Consider the following 21,280-nt stretch of genomic DNA (forward strand, 5'->3'; position numbering starts at 1 on the left):
ATTTGATGGTTATTACTAGAGAAAAACCGGCTTTGCTTGGAGGTTCCAAAGTTTTTCCAGAGCCATTCCCAAGGTATATCAGTACTAATTTCCAGGAAACTGAGGCCGCGATTCAAGTATTGAAAAGCGGTATTTTATCTGACTATATCGGTGCTGCTGGGCTGTACTTTATGGGTGGCAAACAAGTTCGCACCTTAGAAGAACAATGGGCTAACTACTTTAATGTTCGTCACGCTTTGAGTGTTAACTCTGCTACTAGTGGTTTACATGCCGCTGTGATTGCAGCAGGTGTGAAGTTTGGCGATGAGGTAATTGTGCCGCCACAAACCATGTCAGCAACAGCAACAGCAGTGGTTATGGCAAATGGTACTCCTGTTTTTGTCGATCAAGAGGAGGCCACTTGCTGCATCGATCCAGAAGCTGTTGAAGCTGCTATTGGACCGCGTACAAAAGCAATTATCGCAGTCAATTTGTTTGGGGGTCCAGCCAAACTGTTGCGCTTACGTAAGTTAGCAGATCGACACGGTTTGATTCTAATTGAGGACAATGCTCAAGCACCAGGGGGCCAGCATCAGGGGCGTTGGTTGGGAACAATTGGGCATTTGGGGGTTTTCAGCCTCAATTGTCACAAAACGATCCAGTGTGGTGAAGGGGGAATCGTAGCCACTAATGACGATCGCTTGGCCCGGCGAGTGGCACTAGTACGCAATCACGGGGAGAATGCAATTGAAGCGGAAAATTGGTATGAAGATACTGATATTGTTGGTTACAATTACCGTTTAACTGAACTTCAGGCAGCGATCGCTCAGGTTCAACTCCAACGTTTAGAAGAATTGACACAGCCACGGCTGAAAATTGCTGAAGCTTTAGACCAAGGGTTGTCTGAGTTTAAAGCATTGCGGACGACTAAAGTTGACTCTGGCGATCGCCATGTTTACTATACATATCCCATCTGGATCGATCCACAACAAGCTGGATTGTCGCGGGACAGATTTGTGGAAGCACTTCAAGCAGAAGGATGTCCTGTGACGGGGCGTTACGTGCGTCCCTTATACAGACTACCTCTTTTCCAAAGGCTGCAACAAGAAGGCAAGACAATTGTCAGTCATCCTACAGGTGTCTGTCCCATAGCTGAAAAGACATATAGCGAGACGCTTTTATCTACAACTCTTATGCAAATACCTGGGGGTATTGACTTAGTTGATGGTTTCATAGCTTCCGTGGCTAAAGTCCTCGCTCATGCCGAAGAGTTAAGCCAAGGGCAAGATGAATGAAGATTATTGCGATCGCTCACGACCCAGGTGGTGCAAATGCTGTCGCCGCAACAGTTGCAGCCTTGCGGGTAGCGGGTACACAGGTTGAAGCGTATGCCAAAGGCCCGGCCATCCGTCAATTTCAACGCCTTGAAGTTGCTTGCACGCCAATTTCTGAGGAACACCAAACTCTTTTTAGCAGATTAACAGGAGATATTCTGCTAACAGGAACATCTCAATATAATGAGTTTGAACGTGATGCTATTTTATGGGCGAGGCAAAAGCATATTCCTAGTATTGCGGTCATAGATTATTGGGCAAATTATCGGCAGCGTTTTCAAGCGTTCAACAATCCTAATACGGAACCAACTTTTCCCGATATCATCACAGCTATAGATGAAGTATGTGCCGCAGGAATGCTTGCAGATGGAATACCAGAGAAGCGAATACGCATTGTGGGACAGCCCTATTTTGCTTGGCTAATTGCTAGGCAAAAATCCAAAAAAAGTATTTTCAAACTTCCAGAAAATATTTTCTTTGCTTCTCAACAAAATGCCAATGAAATTGAGATGCTCCGTATCTTAATTAAGGTATTAACTGACTATAAACATTTAAAAAAATTGCTCATCCGGTTTCATCCCCGCCAAGGTAAGTGTCCTAGTTCACTTGATTTGCTAGCAAAATCAAGCTTCCCATTTGCGATTGACGAAAGCCCTAATATACTAGACACACTGCAACAACAGGATATTGTTTTGGGAATTACTTCCATTATTCTAATTGAAGCAGCCTTGATGGGGATACCAACAGGTAGCTTGGTTATGGGTGTGAATGACACGTTAATAACCAAGAAATGGGGATTTACACTTCCCTTAAACACCCCAGAAAAGCTGCAAGAGTTTTTGTATTTTACCGAACATAGGGAAATAGACAAGCAGTTCTTTGAACAGCAATGCAATGCAGATTATCGAGTAGCACAGTTATGTAAAGCCATAATTTAGTTGCTTTGTATCTCCTAATAAATACGGCTTCAAAAAAATTTGTTTTTTATACATTTGGTATTATTAGATATGTCAACAGTTAGATTAGTTATAGTTCAAGGTCCCAATCAAATGTTATATTCTCTTTCTGTCCTTCGTTATCTCGAAGCAACTGGAGAATATAAAGACTGTGAAGATATATTAATATTAGGTGGATATAGAGCCGACCCAAAACTTACAGAAGTTTGCTTACAAATATCTAAAATTTGGAATTTTAAATCAAAAATAATTTTACATGGTTTTGATTATTTATGCCAAGATAATTTTTTAGATTTTGTATCAGCATCAGAATTATTAAAAAGAGTTATCAATCTTCAATCTGTTGATGTTATATTCGTACTCCGCAATTGGCAATTTATCAACGAAGTATTTTTATACGCTTACCCTAGCGCTCGTAAAATATGTTACGGAGAATTAGGCTGGTTAGATTTTAGTAGTACTTTATGGAGTAATTTTTATGGCAGTCCACCTATTAATCCATCGGGTAAGTTTATTCAAATAGATGAGGCATATCCTGTGTTAGTACCTGTGGATGCAGACCATGCTTTTGAACAATGTCCCATTAAGGTTGTTGGAGGTGATTTTTTTAAGTCTGTTATATACGACAGTGCTAAACAGATCCAAGGACTTAGCAATTACTGTGCGTTAATTGTAGAACAACTTGGTAGTTCCATCACCTTTGTCCTAACATCATATGATACAGAGGCAGGATTTATTAAGAGTTACCAAGATGAAATAGAATGTTATTTGTCTTGCGTCTTACCATATACTCAGGAAGATGAAGCTATAGTTGTCAAAGGACATCCCAGGCAAATATACAACCAGTCGGAATTACTGACAAACAAGCTGTGCGAATTGGAACGCAGAGCCTTTGTTGTTTCAGAATTTACCCAAGTTCCTATTGAGTTATTTATTCCTTTTCTTCCAATAAAAAAGGTAATTGCCCCTATGTCTTCAGCTTCTATAACATTGGGATACTTGGGAGCTTCTGAATTGGTTATAGGATTTGGTGAAAACTTAATAAGTAAATATATATTTCCTAAATGCCAGGAAACCATATTGATTGGGCAGTACCAACGAGCATTAGAAGCGAAATATTCATGTAAGCAAAATTGTGAACCAATCAAGTATTTAGAACTTAAAGATAACTTAAAACAATATTATCAACAGCAAATATACATTAATCTATCTGACGATAATTCTACTCAAAGATATGTTGAGGAATTGACCGAAAAAAATGATTTTATTGATAGGGTACTTAGCTTTGAAAAATCTAAAATACAGCATCCAGATATATCTGTATTGCAAGAGTTGCTTGATTTTAGAAACCATCTGTCCGAATTTTTGTTAACAATAGAAGTAAATTTACTTGAAAGATTATACTCTAACAAATTAGGTAAAGCTTATCAAGCACTATTAAATAGTGGCATTAAAAATGAACCATTCACTATTACTGAACAAAACTTTGTGGTTGAAATATTAGATCATCTTGCTAAAGGATTTGATCAACCAAAAGCTATTCAATATTTGCTAGCAGTAATGCTGTACTGCCGCCCTTACCAATTACCTTTAACTTACAACCTGACTCTTATTCCTAATTGGCTACTTAATGACTACTTTCAATTTCTCTTACAACCTCCTCTTTATTTCCAGGATATAGGAGAAGCAAATATTTATTATGAATATCTAAGTATTATTGTAGATTACATACATAATAATACTCTTAATAATCCAGATTCTAAGTTCTGGCAGAGCGTAGGACATAAGTTTACAATTGAGGCTAACTTTATTCCATTGTATTTTAATAAATTTAATTTAAAGGATATATACGAAAAACGCGCTAATATTATAGAATTCTATTTAAAAAAATCTGATTTTCAAATCGACTATAATTTCCCAGAACGCTCCCCAGAACGGCAGAAAATTCGCCTTGGAATACTTGCAAGTCATTTTAGCCCACAAACAGAAACTTTTGCTAGCTTGTCACTGTACAAGAATTTAAATAGAGATTCATTTGAGATTATTATTTTTACCTTACAAACTAGTAATCATCGCTTAGAACGATATTGTGCTGGTCATGCAGATACTTTCGTTCGGCTACCAAATGATCTGCCTAACCAAGTGCAAAGCATTCGGGATGCGGAACTGGATATCTTGTTCATTTCTACTAATGTGACCGCAGTTACACATGCAATTACTTTAATTGCTTTACATCGGCTAGCACGAATACAGATAGTTGACGCAAATTCGCCAGTAACAACAGGAATGCGTCATACAGATTATTACCTTTCAAGTAAACTTTCTGAAATTGAAGATAATCCTCAACAACATTATACAGAAAAGTTAATTACATTAGATAGTCCTCCTCAATGTTTCGATTTTGCAACAGAAGAGAAAATACTTGCTACAACTTCTATTAGCAGAAACAGTTTAGGTATTGCTACAACTGCTGTAGTTTATGTTTCAGGTGCTAATTACTACAAGATAATTCCAGAGCAAGAAGAAACTTGGACAAAGATAATTGCTAACGTAACTAATTCTGTACTATTACTTTATCCATTTAATCCAAACTGGTCATCTTCTTATCCTTCTATTGCTTTCCGTAAGCGTATAGTTACTACTTTTGCTAAATATGGTCTTAGCGAAGATAGGTTGATTATTCTTGAGGCAGCACCGAATCGTGCTGATGTTAAAGAACGTTTGAAAATTGCTGATATATACTTAGATTCTTATCCTTACTCCGGTATGACTTCACTCATTGATCCTTTGGAAGTGGGCTTACCAACCGTGGTAATGGAAGCAGAACCTTCTCGTTCTCGCAAAGGAGCGTCACTTTTGCGAGAACTTGAGATATTTGATTTAATTACCAACAATGAGGAGGCTTATATTGAAGTAGCTGTTGCTTTAGGAAACAGCCGAGAATTATGTAAACAAAAAAGCGCCACAATTAAAGAGAAAATGCTGGGTAATCCCAGGTTTTTGGATAGTCGCTCTTTTTCAGCTAAAATAGGAAACTTATTTCAAAAACTTTTTATTGACTATCTTGCAGATAGCCTAAACGAAACTTTTAGCTTAAGGGATATTAATTTAATTATTTTCCCAGATTGGCATCAATCAGAAGACTTAATAGGTTTTGACTTAGAACGAGTAATTAAAGCTCTTACTAGTTATCCGGCTAGCCAAAACACCACTCTCTTAATTGCTATTACTAATATTTCTCTGGAAGATGCGGAAATTTTTCTATCCAGTGTGCTCATAAGTATTTTGATAAATGATGATATAGATGTTCCTGATAAACTAGAAATTTCGTTGGTAGAGAATTGGAATGATATTCAGTGCCAAGCTTTGCTTCCGCGTTTGAAAGCTCGAATTGTTTTGGAACATGAAAATCAACAAGCACTGACACAGATCAAAGTAGAAAACCTTTTATCCTATGATTTGGATAGTTTTATTACATCAAATTGTGAAATTACATCTATTTAACTAAAGCAGGCTAAATCATTCCTGAGACATAATAACCCTGACTTCTTTAACAAGTCAGGGTTATTTGGTTTTACTTGTCTCACAAACTAAATTAGGATTGCTATTAAGGTCATTTTGCTTCTATGTACCTTTGCCACATCTGTTCGTAAGCTTTTTCCATCTCACGAGTGAATTGTTTACCATTCCACAAGGGTGCTATTTGTCTTGATTGGCGAAGTTTCCAAGAGATTTGCTCTCTTAAGGCTGCATCATTGCCCAAACGCACACCCCACTCTATATACTCTTCATTAGTCCAGGCAATACCTTCTGTGATACCTGCATTCATCATCATGGTATAGCTATTACGCGCTGCAAATTGTTCACCAACTCTTGTCACTAAAGGGATACCCATCCACAATATTTCTAAGGTTGTTGTCGCTCCGTTGTAGGGAAATGTATCTAATACAATATCAGCAATGCCTAAATTAGCACGATGAACCGACTCTAAATGAACTTGTGGTAAAAATCGTAACCGAGAACAATCTACACCTTCTTCTTCGGCAATTTGGTAAAAGAAGCGTTTAATTGTTTCCTCTTCAGCAAGTCCCTTAATCAGAAAGTAGCTGTTAGCTACTTGTTTAATAATTTGCATTTGCCACTTTGTCGTTTCTGGATGGCGTTTATATCCTCTTTGGGCGCTGAGATAGACAACAGCATCCATAGGAATATCCAAGTCATCGCGGCGGAGAGTTGGTACACCAACTTCAAAACCATCTACTGCTATGTAAGTTTGAGGTAATCGCCAGATTTTCTCTGTATAGTAATTTTGTGCATCATCTGGCAGTACATAAGGATCTGCGATAAAGTAATCAATTGCAGGTATACCTGATGCATCCCATCCCAGCCAAGTTACTTGAATTGGGGCTGGCTTGAGTGCCATCACTTCACTGGTAATATCGAGAGTGATGCTATCAAGGTCAATTAAAATATCAATTTCGTCTTGATATATCTGGTCAGCAATCTCTAGACCATTCATACCTAATTGACGAGGTTTTCCTGCCTGACCTAGATACCACTCTTGGAGATAGTCATTTACTAATGTGTAGTTAACAAAGTAAGTATGAATATCAAATTTATCTCGATCATGATGCTGAAATAACCAGCGAGCTAGCCAACCAACAGAATGATTCCTTAAAGCGTAAGATACATAACCAATTTTTAATTTTTTTGTAGCTCCGTATAATTTTTTGTTATTGGTATTGTTATGACAATAAATTTTTCCTTCTGATTGGGCAAGAGCTTTAATATAAAAGTTAAAAACTTCAGCTACCTGATTATGAATAGCTCGGAAATCTGCAGGAGCATCTTTAATGTGAGGTATCGCAAAAGATGGCGTAAGCAACCGTAATATTCTTCCTTCTTCTAAAGGAATTCGTTCAGCTTTAATAAACTGTTGAAACACAGTTTCTAATTCTTGAGAAGTTGTACATATCTCTTGCCAATACCCCCCTGCTGACATTAGACCTCTTAACAGCAAATGAAGTGCAAAAATTTTGTCAGCCAAACCTTCTGATAAGGAATAACACAATCTAGCTATCTCTATCCCTTGAGAATAATTACGAGCATCTTGATAAAAAGTTGCTAAATGCCGCAAAATTTCTACATTATCTGGTTCCAATCGTAAATGCAAGCTAAGAATAGATGCTGCTAGCATAGGCTGCCGCAAAGTATGACCAATTCGCATAGCAGCGGGAAGCAATATAGAGAAGCATTGATGAGTATCAGGAAAATAAGGAAGACTAGCTTCTATCAAATTTAGATTGACTGGATTTAAGGGTATAATAGTTAAAAACTCTTTTAAAACTTGTATCAATAGTTCGATATCAATTTCTATATCTTCTTTTGCTTTTAAGCTCTCAATTAATCCCCATTTATTCAAATCATCAATTTCTTCAATTTTTTCTAACTTGAGAGAAAGTATAAGGATTTGAAGCAAATTATTTATATAACTAGGATTAATTTCCCGCATATGCTGGCGAATTAACCAAGCTAGAGAATATTCTGCCAGTGTTTCACGCCTTTCAGCTTCTATTTGCAAAATTTGAAATAGTTGATTTGTCCAAATAGGTAACTGTTCTTCATCTGCCTCTGTCATTGGCAGCATCCAAGTCATTTGAGCTTCCGCTTCTTGCCCTTGTAGTAGCATTAATAGTCCTAAATCCCAATAATAGGAGATAGTATTTGGTTCTATCGCTATTGCTTGCTCGTATAATTTGGCTGCTTGCAAATAGTTCTCTTGAATGAAGTATTCTTTAGCCTGAACTTGCCAATTATATATATCAGTAATCATTTTGATTCTTATAGAAAAAGGTATAGGCAATCCAATTGTGAATAAATCACAAAATTGAAATAGAGTGGATAGAAGAATCTACCCACTTCAGAAAATGCGTAATTTAGCTGAATAAAAGTCGTGATGACAATTAAAGTTCTATATCAAGTGTTGTCGGTGAGTAATTTTGATCTACTAACTCACATATCTACTTAGATAAACTGGTAAAGCCAGTGGGGCAAGTCGGTGTTCCACTGGGAAAGTCGGTTGCTGCGAGTGTAACTATATCTGAACCACCATTAACTCTAGCTTTATCAGCTTCACATACAATAGCTATAGTAGTAGCTTCACTGGTAGCAGCTTGCGTTGCTACACCCACAGCACCAATATAAGTTTTAAGAGGTGCAGTCGCAAGTATTACTCCTCCTTGGTTAGTTACTTGACTAGGCCTGCCGTCAATTGTGTACTGGTAATTTGATGTTTTTGTTGCAATACCAAGACCTAATTTCCCAATTTCACCAGCCTGTGCAAATGTGTTTTGTTCTAGGTAGAAAGCCTGTTGAGCGCGGTTCATGGAACCTACGTAGGTTTTAGCTTCTGACTGCTTGGCTTTGTTAGCTTGGTTTAAGAAAGAAGGCAGAGCGATCGCAGACAAAATACCGATGATGATAATTACTACTAGTAATTCAATAAGTGTAAAACCCTCATTTTCATTCTTTTTGTTGAGGATGTGTTGGAGAAACTTAGCTTTTAATTCGGTTTTCATAAGTGTTTTCCTGGGGTAGGAAGTGCTTGGGTGTTCTAGATGTAACTTACCCAACTGCGATCGCTTTCCTATCACCTCCAGAAAAAAAGTTTGAGGAGATACAATTACACGATCCAGAATCCTTGCATCCGAAATGACACAAACATCACTAAATCTCTGCTGTTGACCAAGGGTGAGATTCTCAACTTCGATTGTGAGAGTATCTTATTCAAACTCAGGTGGCCACAGTTCTGATATTGCCAGTTCCCAACCTGGCAGCAAGTCTGGTAGTGTGAGGATGTCGCCATTGTGCATCACCACTGGATCTTGATTTATTCGATAAACCGTTACTGTCAATTTGTCAGGGTCAATCAATATACCGACTGTAGACCCAAGTTGCAAGAATAGCTGAATCTTCTCTTCAAGTGGTTTGATTCTGTCACTTTTAGATTTAATCTCAACCATCAAGTCTGGAACCAACTCTACAAAGTCGCGCTTGGTCTTCTTCAATCGTTCAGCTTTAACAAAAGACACATCAGGGGCACGCAAGTTTCTTTTTTCCGAGTCGTCCTCTTCTATATTCGGTAGAATAAATCCTGCGCTAGAACCAGTTATACGTCCTAGCTTGCGCGACATTACCCAGTTATTCAAAAAGGTAATTAGACGAGCGCCAATTTCTTCTGACTCGTAATCTGATGGCCCCATAACTATGATTTTCCCCTCTACCAGCTCCATCTGCCATTCTGGATGCTCGGTTTGTAGCTGCTCTAAGTCTGTAATAGTAAAAGACATAACACGACAGCAAATACTCTTATAGCTATCATAAATACTCCTCGCACATCAAGCGGCAACATATAAGCGCTGTCTCTGTATTCCCGATTTTTCTAACTTGCGATCGCTTCCCATCTGACGTAGCCAATCACAGTTTATTATGCTATATTAAGCGTAGTCGTTATGAGTTCGTATATTTTCATGACTAACACAACTGTAGAAAACTTGGTAATTATCGGTTCTGGGCCAGCAGGGTACACAGCCGCCATCTATGCTGGACGCGCTAACCTGAAACCCGTTGTATTTGAGGGTTTCCAAGCTGGGGGTTTACCTGGTGGGCAACTAATGACAACGACGGAAGTTGAGAATTTTCCGGGATTTCCTAAAGGAATTACTGGGCCAGAACTGATGGATCAGATGAAGGCGCAGGCAGAGCGCTGGGGGGCTGAACTATATACTGAAGATGTTATCTCAGTTGACTTGAGTCAGCGTCCATTTACAGTGCGATCGCAAGAAAGGGAAATTAAAACCAACAGCATCGTTATTGCTACGGGTGCAACAGCAAAGCGTTTGGGTTTACCCAACGAACACGAATTTTGGAGTCGGGGTATTTCCGCTTGTGCAATTTGCGATGGTGCAACACCAATTTTCCACGGCGCAGAATTGGCTGTGATTGGTGCTGGCGACTCGGCGGCAGAAGAGTCAATTTACCTCACTAAATACGGTTCTAAGGTAAATATGTTGGTACGCACCGATAAAATGCGGGCTTCTAAAGCCATGCAAGACCGCGTTTTGAACAACCCGAAAATCCAAGTGCATTGGAACACAGAAGCCGTGGATATCTTCGGTAATGGTCATATGGAAGGGGTGAAAGTCCGCAATACTAAAACTGGTGAAGAGAGCCAACTGCACGCTAAGGGTTTATTTTACGCCGTTGGTCACAGTCCCAATACCTCTCTATTTAAAGGACAATTAGAACTGGATGAAGTAGGTTACGTTGTCACTAAGCCTGGTTCTGTAGAAACCAGTGTAGAAGGCGTTTTTGCTGCTGGCGACGTACAAGATCATGAGTTTCGCCAAGCAATTACGGCTGCGGGTACTGGTTGTATGGCGGCGATGTTGGCAGAACGCTGGTTGTCATCCAGTGGCTTGATTCAAGAATTCCATCAACAGCCAGAAACAAAAGATAATGAATTAGAACATCAGCCAGCCGAAAAGACTGAAGCTGAGGAAGAAGCTGGATTTAATTTGGATGGGACACGCCATGAAGGAGGCTATGCTTTACGGAAATTGTTCCATGAAAGCGATCGCTTACTCCTGGTTAAATACGTTTCTCCTGGTTGTGGCCCTTGTCATACCCTGAAGCCAATTTTAAATAAAGTGGTGGATGAATTTGATAGCAAGATTCACTTTGTGGAAATTGACATCGACAAAGACCGAGATATTGCTGAAAATGCTGGTGTGACAGGAACGCCAACGGTTCAATTGTTCAAAAATAAGGAACTGGTGAAGGAAGTCAAAGGCGTGAAGCAAAAGAGCGAATATCGCCAGTTGATTGAAAGTAATCTTTGAGATAGTACGTATTGGACAGTTCCCAATATCCAACACCTGCCATAGCCCAATACGTTTGGATTATAGGTTATTGGTGTAGATAATTGGTATTTTAAGACGCGATAAATCGCGTCTCTACATCAGGGTTTTGTTGCTCATTCTGAACTGTATTGCGTCATAGCTGACAACTTTACTGCTCATTTTTTGCATCTTGATACAGGTGCAAAGAATGAGTCTATCTCCTAAATTGAGCTAATTAATATTAATTATCTTGATGAGGATCGCTTGTACTTTGATCGGTTTCTAGGAGCCGTGAAATAAGCATCTCTGGTTTTCTACTAATAATAGACCTAACTTTATCAATAGCAATTACTTCACTGATTTTCACAACCATTTCCCAGAAAGTATCCTCCTCTGTATCTTTGTTGTAAGTTCTATGTTTAAAGGACAATAAATCATCCCAAACTCCGATAATTGTGGCGAAATACCACTTATCTCTCACTAGTATCCAGATTTCTTGTTCTAAGTAAGTCTGTAGAAGAGGTTTCACAATGACTAAGATAATAAAAAATATTGTGCTACATATTAATTAAGTATTAACAGCCAAGACCACAGTTAAAATACTGAAAGTGTGTCAAAAAAATTAAAGGCTGCATCATCAAGAGGACTGATTCGTTGATAAAGATTATCGCGAATATTGTAGGACTCTGAATCGTAGTTAAAAGCTTTGGCAAAAATCAGGCATAATTTCACCTCTAACTCAGTCTATATCTGTATCCACGTGAAGTAGTCGGACTTTTATTTAAAGATGTTTACGCAATCCCCTATCTAAATATGTAAAATGGTCAGCGTATCAAGCTTTGCTCCAGGCGATCGCTTTATGGCCATTACAAAACGGCGACTACCGACATTTTTACAGTTTGGCAAAAGTCTCAATCTTTCCCAAAAACTCATGCTCATCGGGTTAGCCATTACCCTATTTTTCATCTTCCTGGCATTTTTCGCTCCCGTATTGCAGGCTTGGGGATGGCTGCAAAACCCCAAAGATTTTCTCTCTAATCCAATTCACGAGCCACCCTCAGCTAAACATTGGTTTGGTACTAGCCGTCTGGGCTATGATGTGTTCTCCCGGACATTGTTCGGCGCTCAAGCTGCTTTGCAGGTGGTGATTTTGGCAACGGCGCTGAGTATGATTATCGGTGTGCCTTTGGGGATGCTGAGTGGTTATCTCGGCGGTAAATTGGATAAAGTGCTGCTATTTATTATGGATAGTATCTACACCTTACCGGGACTACTGCTGTCTGTGACACTGGCCTTTGTGGTGGGGCGTGGGATATTGAATGCAGCGATCGCTATTAGCATTGCTTACATCCCCCAATATTACCGCGTTGTTCGTAACCACACCGTTAGCGTGAAAACCGAAGTGTTCATCGAAGCTGCTCAAGCAATGGGCGCTTCCACTTGGGTTGTGCTTTCTCGTTATTTGTTTTTCAACGTCATTCAAAGCGTACCCGTCCTATTCACGCTCAACGCCGCTGATGCGATTTTGGTGTTGGGCGGTTTGGGCTTTTTGGGGTTAGGACTTCCCGAAGAAGTGGCAGAATGGGGACACGATTTAAAACAAGCCCTAGAAGCTCTACCTACTGGTATTTGGTGGACTACACTTTTCCCTGGTTTAACGATGACATTTATGGTGGTAGGGTTATCACTACTTGGTGAGGGGTTAAATGAATTTGTCAATCCCCGATTACGGAGAGAAAATAGAATCCGACAATAGTCATTGGTCAGTAGAGACGCGATTAATCGCGTCTGTACAATGGTCATTAATTTTAGACAAATGACAAATGACAAATAAACAATACAGAGATTTGTATGAAAGATAATCTAACGTTAATTGCTGCCGCTACTGGCGGCTTTATCCTTTCCGTTGCTCTTGCTGGTATCTTAAGAGGTGCGCCAATTACAGCTTGGCAAGAGCAATCTAGTGTTCGTACTATGACTGTTGCTAATTTACGAGTCGCACCCAATAGGACAGAAAATTTAGAATATTTTCGTGCCAAATCCTAAAACCCTGACGAATTGTTGATTTTGAACTCGATGATAGGGAATAGGGAATGGGTGATAACTGTTCACCAATTACCAATGCCTAATGCCTCATACCCAATTACAAATGACAAATGACAAATGACAAATGACAAATGACAAAATTCAAGTAGTTGGCATTGATGTTGGGGGAACAGCAATTAAGCTGGGGCGTTTTGCAGATGATGGTACTTGTCTGCAATCTTTGACTGTGGTATCTCCTCAACCAACAACGCCGGAAGCGGTGTTGGCGGTTCTGGTAGATGCGATCGCTCAAATCGATCCAGGTAATCAAGCTGTTGCGATTGGTGTTGGTACTCCTGGCCCATCCGATGCCGCCGGACGCATTGCCAAAATCGCTATTAACTTACCTGGATGGATCGATGTGCCTTTAGCAGACTGGTTAGAAGCTAAAACTGGCAAACCAACTGCGATCGCTAATGATGCTAATTGCGCTCTTTTGGGAGAAGCTTGGCTGGGAGCCGGTCGCCACTTTCAAAATCTGATTCTGCTAACTTTAGGTACTGGGGTTGGTGGCGCAATTATCCTTGATGGCAAACTATTTATTGGACATCAAGGAGCCGCCGGGGAATTGGGTTTAATTTCATTAAATCCTGATGGGCCAATTTGTAATAGTGGCAATCGAGGCTCTTTGGAACAATATGCCTGTGCTACTGCAATTCGCCGCCGCACTCTCAAGGAACCCATCGAATTGGGTTTTCTTGCCCAACAAGGAGATGCCGCAGCATTGACTTTTTGGCAAGAATATGGTGCTAATTTGGGAATTGGTTTGACGAGTTTGATTTATGTACTCACACCACAAGCGATCGTGATTGGTGGCGGTATCAGTGGTAGCTTTGAGTTTTTCTTACCAAGTGTGAAGGCAGAAATTGAGAAGCGAGTGCAGCCTTTATCGCGAGAGGGTTTACAGATATTGCCAGCGGAGTTAGGCAATTTTGCTGGGATAGTAGGTGCAGCAAAGTTGGCATGGCAAAACTATTCAAGATTTTAAATTATGGTTCAAACAACCCCAGCTAGAGACATCTGTCTTTACAAATTAGAAGAAAAATTAAGCTCTAACTACGAGGTAATTTAATTAATTTTACATTACGTAACATAGTTTAATTTATTCTTGCCCACTTACTTAGCAATTCTAACTGATGTTGAAAAGTGAGTGAAAAGCAACTATTTAAGCTTGAATAAGCGCTATGTAATGTCAGAAGATGCAGTAAAGATGTTTTTCTGACAAAAATCATAAAATGAGTATGTTATTCAGAACCAAAGCCAGTCCAATGACTAAAGGCTTGAAGTATCAGCAAAGAGTCAAGCAAACTTTTACCGTAATGCTAATAAGAGCTAGCCATCGCTACGTACTCGCGGCATTAATATTCAGCTTGATAATTCTTGCCTGCATTAACATCTTAAAATCTAGCCAATCTTCAGTCACCGAATCTCCTATTAACAGTAAAGTCCTGAAGATTTGGTCAGATAAAGGTTATACCTTGGAAGAGGATGAAGCGCTTCAGAAGATAATTAGTAACTGGGAACAACAAAGCGGCAACAAAATTAAACTTACTTTCTATACTAACGATGAGTTGCCACAAAAGACTCAAAGGGCACTTCAGGCAGGTAATTCACCCGATCTCGTCATAAATAGCAGTGCTGAGAGGGAGCTGTATCCACGTCTTGCCTGGGAAGGTAAATTGGCAGATGTCTCTGATGTAATTGAGCCAGTCAAAAGTATTTATTCTGAAGGTGTGTTGGAAGCAGTTCGTTTATATAACAACGTTGATAAAAAACCGAGTTACTATGCAGTCCCAATTAATCAATTAACAATTCACATCTTTTACTGGCGAGACTTACTAGAGAAAGTAGGTCGAACTCAAAGCGATATCCCTAAAGACTGGGATGCTTTCTGGGAGTTTTGGAAACAAGTGCAGGATGATTTGCGCGCACAGCAAAAACAGAATATTTACGGGTTAGGCTTTCCTTTCTCCACTGGTTCTACGGATACCTACTACTTATTTGAGCAGATTTTAGAGGCATACAATGTCCAAATTTTAGACTCCAAGGGTCAACTTCTGCTCAACGATCCCAAGGTGTATCAAGGTATTGTTAAAAGCTTAGAGTGGTATGCGAAATTTTTCCAGCAAGGCTACGTACCACCAGACGCAGTAAACTGGTTAAATCCAGACAATAATCGCAGCTTACTCAATCGTGGCGTGGTTATGACGCCTAACAGTTCGCTCTCGATTTCTGCTGCTGTCCGCCAAGATTCTGACACCTATCGTCACAAGCTTGGTATCCTAGAATTTCCGAACAAACCTAATGGTAAACCGATGCGCTTCTTAGTCTCGATTAATGAAATAGTTTTGTTTGCCGAGTCTAAAAACCAAAAGGTAGCCAAAGACTTTCTCGCATATTTAATTAAACCTGAGATTATAGGAAACTATCTCAAAGCTACCGGAGGTCGGTATCTACCAGTAATGAAGCCTGTTTGGAAAGATCCTTTTTGGACAAATCCAGCAGATCCTCATCTTTCCACTGCAACTCAAACATTAACTAAAGATACTCGTCCATTTTATATTGTCCAAAACCCTGCTTACAGCCTAGTTTTAGAAGAGAATGTTTGGGGTAAAGCTCTCAATGGAATAGTTGTCAATAGAATATCTCCAGAAGAAGCAGCAGACACGGCAATTGAGCGGATAAAACAAATTTTTGATGAATGGCAGTAAGTGATAAGTAGAATCGCGTAAATATTTGTAGTTGGGATGAGGCAGGAGGCAGAAGTTTTAAAATATTTGAATGCGTGAATTTTGAATTGTTAATTTTACCTTGTTCTGCTATACAGAAATTTCAAGACAAAGAATATCCTGTTGCTTTTTGAACGTATTTCACAACTTTTTCATAAGATTCAGGATTACTCACAGGGTTGATGATAATAGGAATAGTGCCATCTGGCAACCAAAAAGTTATCCTGCCGTTCGGTTCGTGACAAAAGGAACTGATGCAGTTGAGATTAATGACATATTCATTTTTTTCGTAAATTATTTTCACCCAGTGGGCACGCTCTAATTCTAATCCTGTCACACATTCTAAATAATCGAGAATTTTTTGATAATCTTCCAGGTTATTTTGTGGGTTAATTATTATGGGAATGGCACTATCGGGTAGCCAAAAAGTAACTCTGCCATTCAGTTCATAACAAAAAGCATGGACACGTTCAAAATTTACTACATATTCTTTCCTCTCGTAAAGGATTTTCACCCAGTACGCCACAACATCTCCTCAAGTCCGAAATTTACGAATGATGCACCCTGGATATCCAAATCTACTGAAGTCTTAAGTTAATGTTGCAATTAATTTTGAATTTTGAATTTTGAATTTTGAATTGTTATGACACCTCCAATGGTGTTGGTGTGCTAGATGTCGAAAGGGAAAGAGCGATCGCTGTTTGAATGAATCCTTTAAATAAAGGATGAGGTGTACTGGGGCGTGATTGAAATTCTGGATGAAATTGGCAAGCAAGAAAGAATGGGTGCTTGGTTAATTCCACAATTTCAACTAAACGTCCATCAGGAGAAGTACCACTAATTACATAGCCAGACTTTAACAACAAATCGCGGTAAGCATTGTTGAACTCATAGCGATGTCGATGTCGTTCATAAATTACATCTTCTTGATAGAGCTTAAAAGCTAAAGTATCAGGGAGAACACGACAAGGATATAATCCTAAGCGCATTGTACCCCCTAAATCCACAACTTCCTGCTGTTCTGGCAATAAATTAATTACCGGATTAGTTGTGTAAGGGTCAAATTCAGCACTATTAGCACCTGTTAATCCCCCTACGTTTCTGGCCCATTCAATCACAGAACATTGCATACCCAGGCATAAACCCAAGAAGGGAATTTGGCGATCGCGGGCGTATTTAATGGCGGCAATTTTGCCATCGACTCCTCGAACCCCGAAACCTCCTGGTACAACTATGCCATCGACACCTTTAAGATAATTTTCGGCTGGTTCAGTTTCCAATTCTTCTGAATTCACCCAACGCAGACGCAGTTTGCCATAAGTGGAGATTGCAGCATGGTTCAGCGCTTCCACTACAGATAGGTAGGCATCACTTAACTGCACATATTTACCAACAATGGCAATTTCTACCTCGTGTTTAGGACTATGCAAGCGTTGTACCAGGGTTTGCCACTGCGTCAAATCTGGTTTACGTTGTTCCATTTGCAGCAAGTTCAGCACTTGTTCTGCCATTCCTTCCCGTTCTAGATTTAGCGGTACTTCATAGATACTTTTGGCATCTTGAGAAGTGATAACGCATTCTTCCGGCACATCGCAAAATCCCGACAATTTCTGCTTTAATCCCTTGGGTAAAGGGCGATCGCTCCGACAAACTAAAATATCTGGTTGAATGCCAATGGATCTGAGTTCTTTAACTGAATGCTGTGTCGGCTTAGTTTTCATTTCACCCGCAGAGGCAATCCACGGCACCAAAGTTACGTGCATATACAGCACATTCTGCCGCCCCACCTCTTTACGGAACTGGCGAATTGCTTCCAAAAACGGCAGCGATTCAATATCTCCCACCGTCCCGCCGATTTCTGTAATTACTACAGAAGGATTTGTACTTTTAGCAACTCGCAGAATCCGGTCTTTAATTTCATTGGTAATATGAGGAATTACCTGTACAGTACCGCCATTGTAATCTCCGCGCCGTTCTTTATTGATGACTGCCTGGTAAATCGAGCCAGTAGTAACGCAGTTCAAACGCGACATCGAGGTATCGGTAAAGCGTTCGTAATGCCCCAAGTCTAAATCTGTCTCCGCACCATCTTGGGTAACGAATACTTCCCCATGCTGAAAGGGACTCATCGTGCCAGGATCGATATTGATATAAGGGTCGAGTTTGAGAATCGACACCGAATATTCGCGCGACTTGAGCAAACGCCCTAGACTTGCTGCTACAATGCCCTTACCAATACTGGAAACTACGCCTCCAGTAACAAAGATAAACTTAGTCATAGTAGTTTGAATTTCTAACAACTTCTAAAAATACATCCCGTCATTGTGCCACAGTTGTTGTGGTGTCATCTTCTGTGATTTGCTGTGAAAAACCTCTTAGGATTAGTAATATTAGGCTGTATTCTCACCTCCTCGGTAGCATTGGCAGAGCCATCTCTTATAGTCGTTTTTCCCCAGACAAACTACCAGACAAGTGCCCAAAAAATCTTTTTTCTGGGCACTGCACCACCAGATGGTCAGGTTTTGATCAATAGTAAGCCAATTACCCGCAGCAAAGCTGGTCATTTTTCCCCTAGTTTCCCCTTGCAGTTGGGGGAGAATCTTTTTACTGTGCGTTACCACAATCAAGAACTTAAAATTAAGGTGATCGGGCTTAACGCTAGCCCTGAACTACCACAGGGGGTAGCTTTTGCGAAAGATTCCCTGACTCCCGCAGTTGACATTGCCAGATTACCGGGAGAAGTAATTTGTTTTGGCGCGTTAGCGAAGCTCCCCGAAGGGATCGCACCCCCTAACGCTAATGTCTCTGTAACCCTGGCTAATCAAACTATTGCCCTTTTACCCCAACCTCAACAAGCACAACTACCAAGTAATTTGGCAGCTTTGACAGGTCAAAATCAGCCTCATGCCCAGTCTAGCCTAGGCAACTATCAAGGTTGCACTACGGTGGCAACAGCCGCCGATCTGGGAAAACCTCAATTTCAACTGACACTTGACGGCAAGACGATAACTCAACCAGGATCTGGTAAGATTGAAATCCTCTCAAGAGCGCAATTGCCAGTTTTTGAGGTTACAGTAGAGTCAGGCGTTGCTCGTACTGGCCCTAGCACCGATTATTCCCGACTCACACCACTGCCCAAAGGCACACGCGCAACAGTTACAGGTAGGGAAGGTGAATGGTTGCGCCTAGATTACGGCGCTTGGATTAATAGTAAAGAAACCCGCATTCTACCTGGTGCAGTTCCGCCACAAACAATAATTCGCAGTGTCGGATACCGTCAACTCCCTAGTGCGACAGAAATAGTTTTCCCTTTACAAGTTCCCGTACCTGTGAGCGTGCAACAAAGTGAGGGTGCTTTCGCTCTCACTCTCTACAATACCACTGCCCAAACGGACATAATTCGCCTGGATGATGACCCCCTAATTTATCGCCTAGACTGGCAACAGGAAGCCCCAGGACAAGTAAAATACACCTTTAACCTCAAAAAAGCTCAACAGTGGGGATATAAGCTGAGATACGACGGTACAACCCTGGTTTTGGCTTTGCGTCATCCGCCTAAAATCGGGAACACAAGACGCAAGCTTTTAGCTAATTTCAAGATTGTACTAGATCCAGGGCATGGCGGTAAAGAATCTGGTGCCAGTGGCCCAACTGGATATTTAGAAAAAGATGTGAATTTGGTGGTATCTAAGTTGCTGCGCGATGAGTTGGTGAAGGAAGGAGCAACGGTAGTAATGACACGGGAGGACGACAAGGAAGTTTCGCTAGTAGAACGTCAGGCAATTATCAGTCAAGAAGAACCTGCGATCGCTATTTCTATACACCACAACTCCCTACCCGATGATGGTGATGCTGAAAAAACCAAGGGATTCGCTGCTTTTTGGTATCAACCCCAAGCCCATAACTTGGCAATGTTTTTACAGACCTATGTTGTTAAAAAACTCGGCAAACCTTCTTATGGTGTATTTTGGGATAATTTGGCGCTGACACGTCCGACAGCTGCACCATCAGTGTTGTTGGAATTGGGTTTTATGAGTAATCCCGATGAATTTGAGCAGGTAGTGAACCCAGAAGAACAGAAGAAAATGGCAAAAGCGATCGCTCAGGGAATTACTGAGTGGGTTAGGAGTGTGAGATAAATTTTGAGGTACAACAGTAGTTCCTCATTGTATTTAGTGGAGTGCGATCGCCTCCGGCGGGGCGTAGCCCATCGCTCTTTTTTAACTAGTTCCTGCTCAATGTTGCGATCGGTCTTTGTTCAAGCTTTTTGAGTTTTATAGTGTATTGCCAAGCATAGCACTTGGTGCTATATAATAAGCGAAGATAATGACCATAGCATGATAATTTACAAAACCCGATGGTTTGACCGTTGGGCACGCAAAGAGGGTTTAAACGACCTCAGCCTCTGCGCGGCTGTAAACGAAATGACAGCAGGACTTTACGAAGCCGATCTAGGAGGCGGGCTGTTCAAAAAGCGGATTGCCCACTCTGGACAAGGTAAGCGTGGTGACTTTCGTACATTGGTCGCAACCAACAAGGGAGATTGCTGGTTTTTTGTTTTCGGCTTCTCGAAAAACGAGCGCAGTAACATTAACAAAAAAGAAGAAAAAGCATTAAAAAAGCTGGCATCAGTGCTGTTATCTTACACGCTAGAGGATCTAGAAAAGGCCAAGCTGGAAGATGAATTGATGGAGGTAATTTGCAATGGCGAAGAAGAAATCAGCGATTCTTGAAGCAGTTCACGAAACGGCTACAGGGCTGCACAAGGCTGGACTGATGGATCAAACTACATTGCGTGAATTCGACAGTCTGTGCTTGTCTGTGATTGAACCGCTAGAACCTGAACAAATTAAGCAAATACGCGAATCATCTCATGTAAGTCAGGCAGTATTTGCTGCGATTTTAAATACAAGTCTATCAACGGTTCAAAAGTGGGAAATCGGTCAGAAGCGTCCCAGTGGCACTGCTCTTAAGCTGTTGCACCTAGTTAAGAAACGGGGATTGAATACCCTGATTGATTAAGGGGTCAACCCTGCATACTTGCTGGATGCGATCGCCTCCGGCGGGGCGTAGCCCATCACTATTTTTTAGCTAGTTGCTGTTCAATGTTGCGATCAGTCTTTGTTTAAGCTTTTTGACTATGACTATAGCATGATTGTTAAGAGTTGCTTAGATTTTGGGAATCCTATAGATAGGTCGTCTCATACAACATCGCCAGTTAGTCATGTGGATGTAATTTTTAAGAGCTGATTCGTAAAGAAAATCTAAAGGGACTGTGGATGAGTAAGAGTGGATTT

17 protein-coding genes are annotated in these 21,280 nt (G+C 40.5%); 11 read left to right on the forward strand and 6 right to left on the reverse strand.

Going from position 1 to position 21,280, the window contains the following annotated elements; all coding sequences use genetic code 11:
• The first annotated feature begins 5 nt into the window (after positions 1-5).
• The 3 genes from RMY64_RS08130 to RMY64_RS08140 all read left to right on the forward strand — a co-directional run bounded on the left by RMY64_RS08130 (position 6) and on the right by RMY64_RS08140 (position 5,773).
• Positions 6-1,274 carry a DegT/DnrJ/EryC1/StrS family aminotransferase gene (locus RMY64_RS08130; protein ID WP_322670434.1) on the forward strand — a complete coding sequence of 423 codons (1,269 nt, stop codon included), beginning with the start codon at positions 6-8 and terminating at the stop codon, positions 1,272-1,274.
• Positions 1,271-2,251 (forward strand): hypothetical protein, encoded by a 981-nt coding sequence (locus RMY64_RS08135; protein WP_322670433.1) that lies wholly within the window; start codon positions 1,271-1,273, stop codon positions 2,249-2,251. The genes RMY64_RS08130 and RMY64_RS08135 overlap by 4 nt, the downstream gene beginning before the upstream one ends.
• Positions 2,252-2,320: 69 nt before the next feature.
• Positions 2,321-5,773: a hypothetical protein gene (locus RMY64_RS08140; protein ID WP_322670432.1), complete on the forward strand. Its 3,453-nt coding sequence runs from the start codon at positions 2,321-2,323 to the stop codon at positions 5,771-5,773.
• 109 nt (positions 5,774-5,882) lie between these two features.
• On the opposite strand, the gene RMY64_RS08145 is transcribed toward RMY64_RS08140, so the two are convergent.
• The 3 genes from RMY64_RS08145 to RMY64_RS08155 all read right to left on the reverse strand — a co-directional run bounded on the left by RMY64_RS08145 (position 5,883) and on the right by RMY64_RS08155 (position 9,618).
• Entirely contained in the window at positions 5,883-8,102 is a 2,220-nt protein-coding gene (locus RMY64_RS08145; protein WP_322699786.1) for a tetratricopeptide repeat protein, read from the reverse strand.
• Positions 8,103-8,289: 187 nt separating this feature from the next.
• Positions 8,290-8,847: a type IV pilin-like G/H family protein gene (locus RMY64_RS08150; protein WP_322670430.1), complete on the reverse strand. Its 558-nt coding sequence runs from the start codon at positions 8,845-8,847 to the stop codon at positions 8,290-8,292.
• A gap of 204 nt (positions 8,848-9,051) precedes the next feature.
• Positions 9,052-9,618, reverse strand: a complete 567-nt coding sequence (locus RMY64_RS08155) for a Uma2 family endonuclease (protein ID WP_322670429.1) — start codon at positions 9,616-9,618, stop codon at positions 9,052-9,054.
• Between the two features lie 180 nt (positions 9,619-9,798).
• Here RMY64_RS08155 and trxB point away from each other — a divergent pair, with 180 nt between their 5' ends.
• Positions 9,799-11,169: a thioredoxin-disulfide reductase gene (trxB, locus tag RMY64_RS08160; protein ID WP_322670428.1), complete on the forward strand. Its 1,371-nt coding sequence runs from the start codon at positions 9,799-9,801 to the stop codon at positions 11,167-11,169.
• Positions 11,170-11,410: 241 nt separating this feature from the next.
• Here trxB and RMY64_RS08165 read toward each other — a convergent pair whose 3' ends face one another.
• Positions 11,411-11,698, reverse strand: coding sequence for a hypothetical protein (locus tag RMY64_RS08165; protein ID WP_322670427.1), 288 nt, complete (start codon positions 11,696-11,698; stop codon positions 11,411-11,413).
• A 330-nt stretch (positions 11,699-12,028) separates the two neighbouring features.
• Here RMY64_RS08165 and RMY64_RS08170 point away from each other — a divergent pair, with 330 nt between their 5' ends.
• From RMY64_RS08170 to RMY64_RS08185, 4 genes are all read left to right on the forward strand, one after another.
• On the forward strand, positions 12,029-12,925 hold the full coding sequence (locus RMY64_RS08170; RefSeq protein WP_292726601.1) for an ABC transporter permease: 897 nt from the start codon (positions 12,029-12,031) through the stop codon (positions 12,923-12,925).
• 95 nt (positions 12,926-13,020) lie between these two features.
• Positions 13,021-13,215: a hypothetical protein gene (locus RMY64_RS08175; RefSeq protein ID WP_322670426.1), complete on the forward strand. Its 195-nt coding sequence runs from the start codon at positions 13,021-13,023 to the stop codon at positions 13,213-13,215.
• A 124-nt stretch (positions 13,216-13,339) separates the two neighbouring features.
• Positions 13,340-14,242, forward strand: a complete 903-nt coding sequence (locus tag RMY64_RS08180; RefSeq protein ID WP_322670425.1) for an ROK family protein — start codon at positions 13,340-13,342, stop codon at positions 14,240-14,242.
• A 247-nt stretch (positions 14,243-14,489) separates the two neighbouring features.
• Complete coding sequence (locus tag RMY64_RS08185) at positions 14,490-15,965, forward strand: ABC transporter substrate-binding protein (RefSeq protein WP_322670424.1); 1,476 nt, start codon at positions 14,490-14,492, stop codon at positions 15,963-15,965.
• A 121-nt stretch (positions 15,966-16,086) separates the two neighbouring features.
• Here RMY64_RS08185 and RMY64_RS08190 read toward each other — a convergent pair whose 3' ends face one another.
• Entirely contained in the window at positions 16,087-16,509 is a 423-nt protein-coding gene (locus RMY64_RS08190; protein ID WP_322670423.1) for a hypothetical protein, read from the reverse strand.
• Between the two features lie 115 nt (positions 16,510-16,624).
• On the reverse strand, positions 16,625-18,262 hold the full coding sequence (locus RMY64_RS08195) for a CTP synthase (RefSeq protein ID WP_322670422.1): 1,638 nt from the start codon (positions 18,260-18,262) through the stop codon (positions 16,625-16,627).
• Between the two features lie 84 nt (positions 18,263-18,346).
• Here RMY64_RS08195 and RMY64_RS08200 point away from each other — a divergent pair, with 84 nt between their 5' ends.
• From RMY64_RS08200 to RMY64_RS08210, 3 genes are all read left to right on the forward strand, one after another.
• A complete protein-coding gene (locus RMY64_RS08200) occupies positions 18,347-20,122 on the forward strand; it encodes an N-acetylmuramoyl-L-alanine amidase (protein WP_322699787.1) in 1,776 nt (591 codons plus the stop codon).
• 198 nt (positions 20,123-20,320) lie between these two features.
• Positions 20,321-20,716 (forward strand): type II toxin-antitoxin system RelE/ParE family toxin, encoded by a 396-nt coding sequence (locus RMY64_RS08205; protein WP_322670420.1) that lies wholly within the window; start codon positions 20,321-20,323, stop codon positions 20,714-20,716.
• Positions 20,688-21,005 (forward strand): DNA-binding transcriptional regulator, encoded by a 318-nt coding sequence (locus tag RMY64_RS08210; protein ID WP_322670419.1) that lies wholly within the window; start codon positions 20,688-20,690, stop codon positions 21,003-21,005. The genes RMY64_RS08205 and RMY64_RS08210 overlap by 29 nt, the downstream gene beginning before the upstream one ends.
• Positions 21,006-21,280: the final 275 nt, after the last annotated feature.

The sequence above is a fragment of the Nostoc sp. DedQUE08 genome (genome assembly GCF_034530895.1).
Taxonomy (GTDB): Bacteria; Cyanobacteriota; Cyanobacteriia; order Cyanobacteriales; family Nostocaceae; genus Nostoc.

Bases quoted from the DNA above. Each gene is read 5' to 3' on its own strand.
- RMY64_RS08130 (WP_322670434.1), top strand. From the start codon at position 6: ATGGTTATTACTAGAGAAAAACCGGCTTTGCTTGGAGGTTCCAAAGTT.
- RMY64_RS08135 (WP_322670433.1), top strand. From the start codon at position 1,271: ATGAAGATTATTGCGATCGCTCACGACCCAGGTGGTGCAAATGCTGTC.
- RMY64_RS08140 (WP_322670432.1), top strand. From the start codon at position 2,321: ATGTCAACAGTTAGATTAGTTATAGTTCAAGGTCCCAATCAAATGTTA.
- RMY64_RS08145 (WP_322699786.1), bottom strand. From the start codon at position 8,102: ATGATTACTGATATATATAATTGGCAAGTTCAGGCTAAAGAATACTTC.
- RMY64_RS08150 (WP_322670430.1), bottom strand. From the start codon at position 8,847: ATGAAAACCGAATTAAAAGCTAAGTTTCTCCAACACATCCTCAACAAA.
- RMY64_RS08155 (WP_322670429.1), bottom strand. From the start codon at position 9,618: ATGTCTTTTACTATTACAGACTTAGAGCAGCTACAAACCGAGCATCCA.
- trxB (WP_322670428.1), top strand. From the start codon at position 9,799: ATGACTAACACAACTGTAGAAAACTTGGTAATTATCGGTTCTGGGCCA.
- RMY64_RS08170 (WP_292726601.1), top strand. From the start codon at position 12,029: ATGGCCATTACAAAACGGCGACTACCGACATTTTTACAGTTTGGCAAA.
- RMY64_RS08175 (WP_322670426.1), top strand. From the start codon at position 13,021: ATGAAAGATAATCTAACGTTAATTGCTGCCGCTACTGGCGGCTTTATC.
- RMY64_RS08180 (WP_322670425.1), top strand. From the start codon at position 13,340: ATGACAAATGACAAAATTCAAGTAGTTGGCATTGATGTTGGGGGAACA.
- RMY64_RS08185 (WP_322670424.1), top strand. From the start codon at position 14,490: ATGAGTATGTTATTCAGAACCAAAGCCAGTCCAATGACTAAAGGCTTG.
- RMY64_RS08195 (WP_322670422.1), bottom strand. From the start codon at position 18,262: ATGACTAAGTTTATCTTTGTTACTGGAGGCGTAGTTTCCAGTATTGGT.
- RMY64_RS08205 (WP_322670420.1), top strand. From the start codon at position 20,321: ATGATAATTTACAAAACCCGATGGTTTGACCGTTGGGCACGCAAAGAG.
- RMY64_RS08210 (WP_322670419.1), top strand. From the start codon at position 20,688: ATGGCGAAGAAGAAATCAGCGATTCTTGAAGCAGTTCACGAAACGGCT.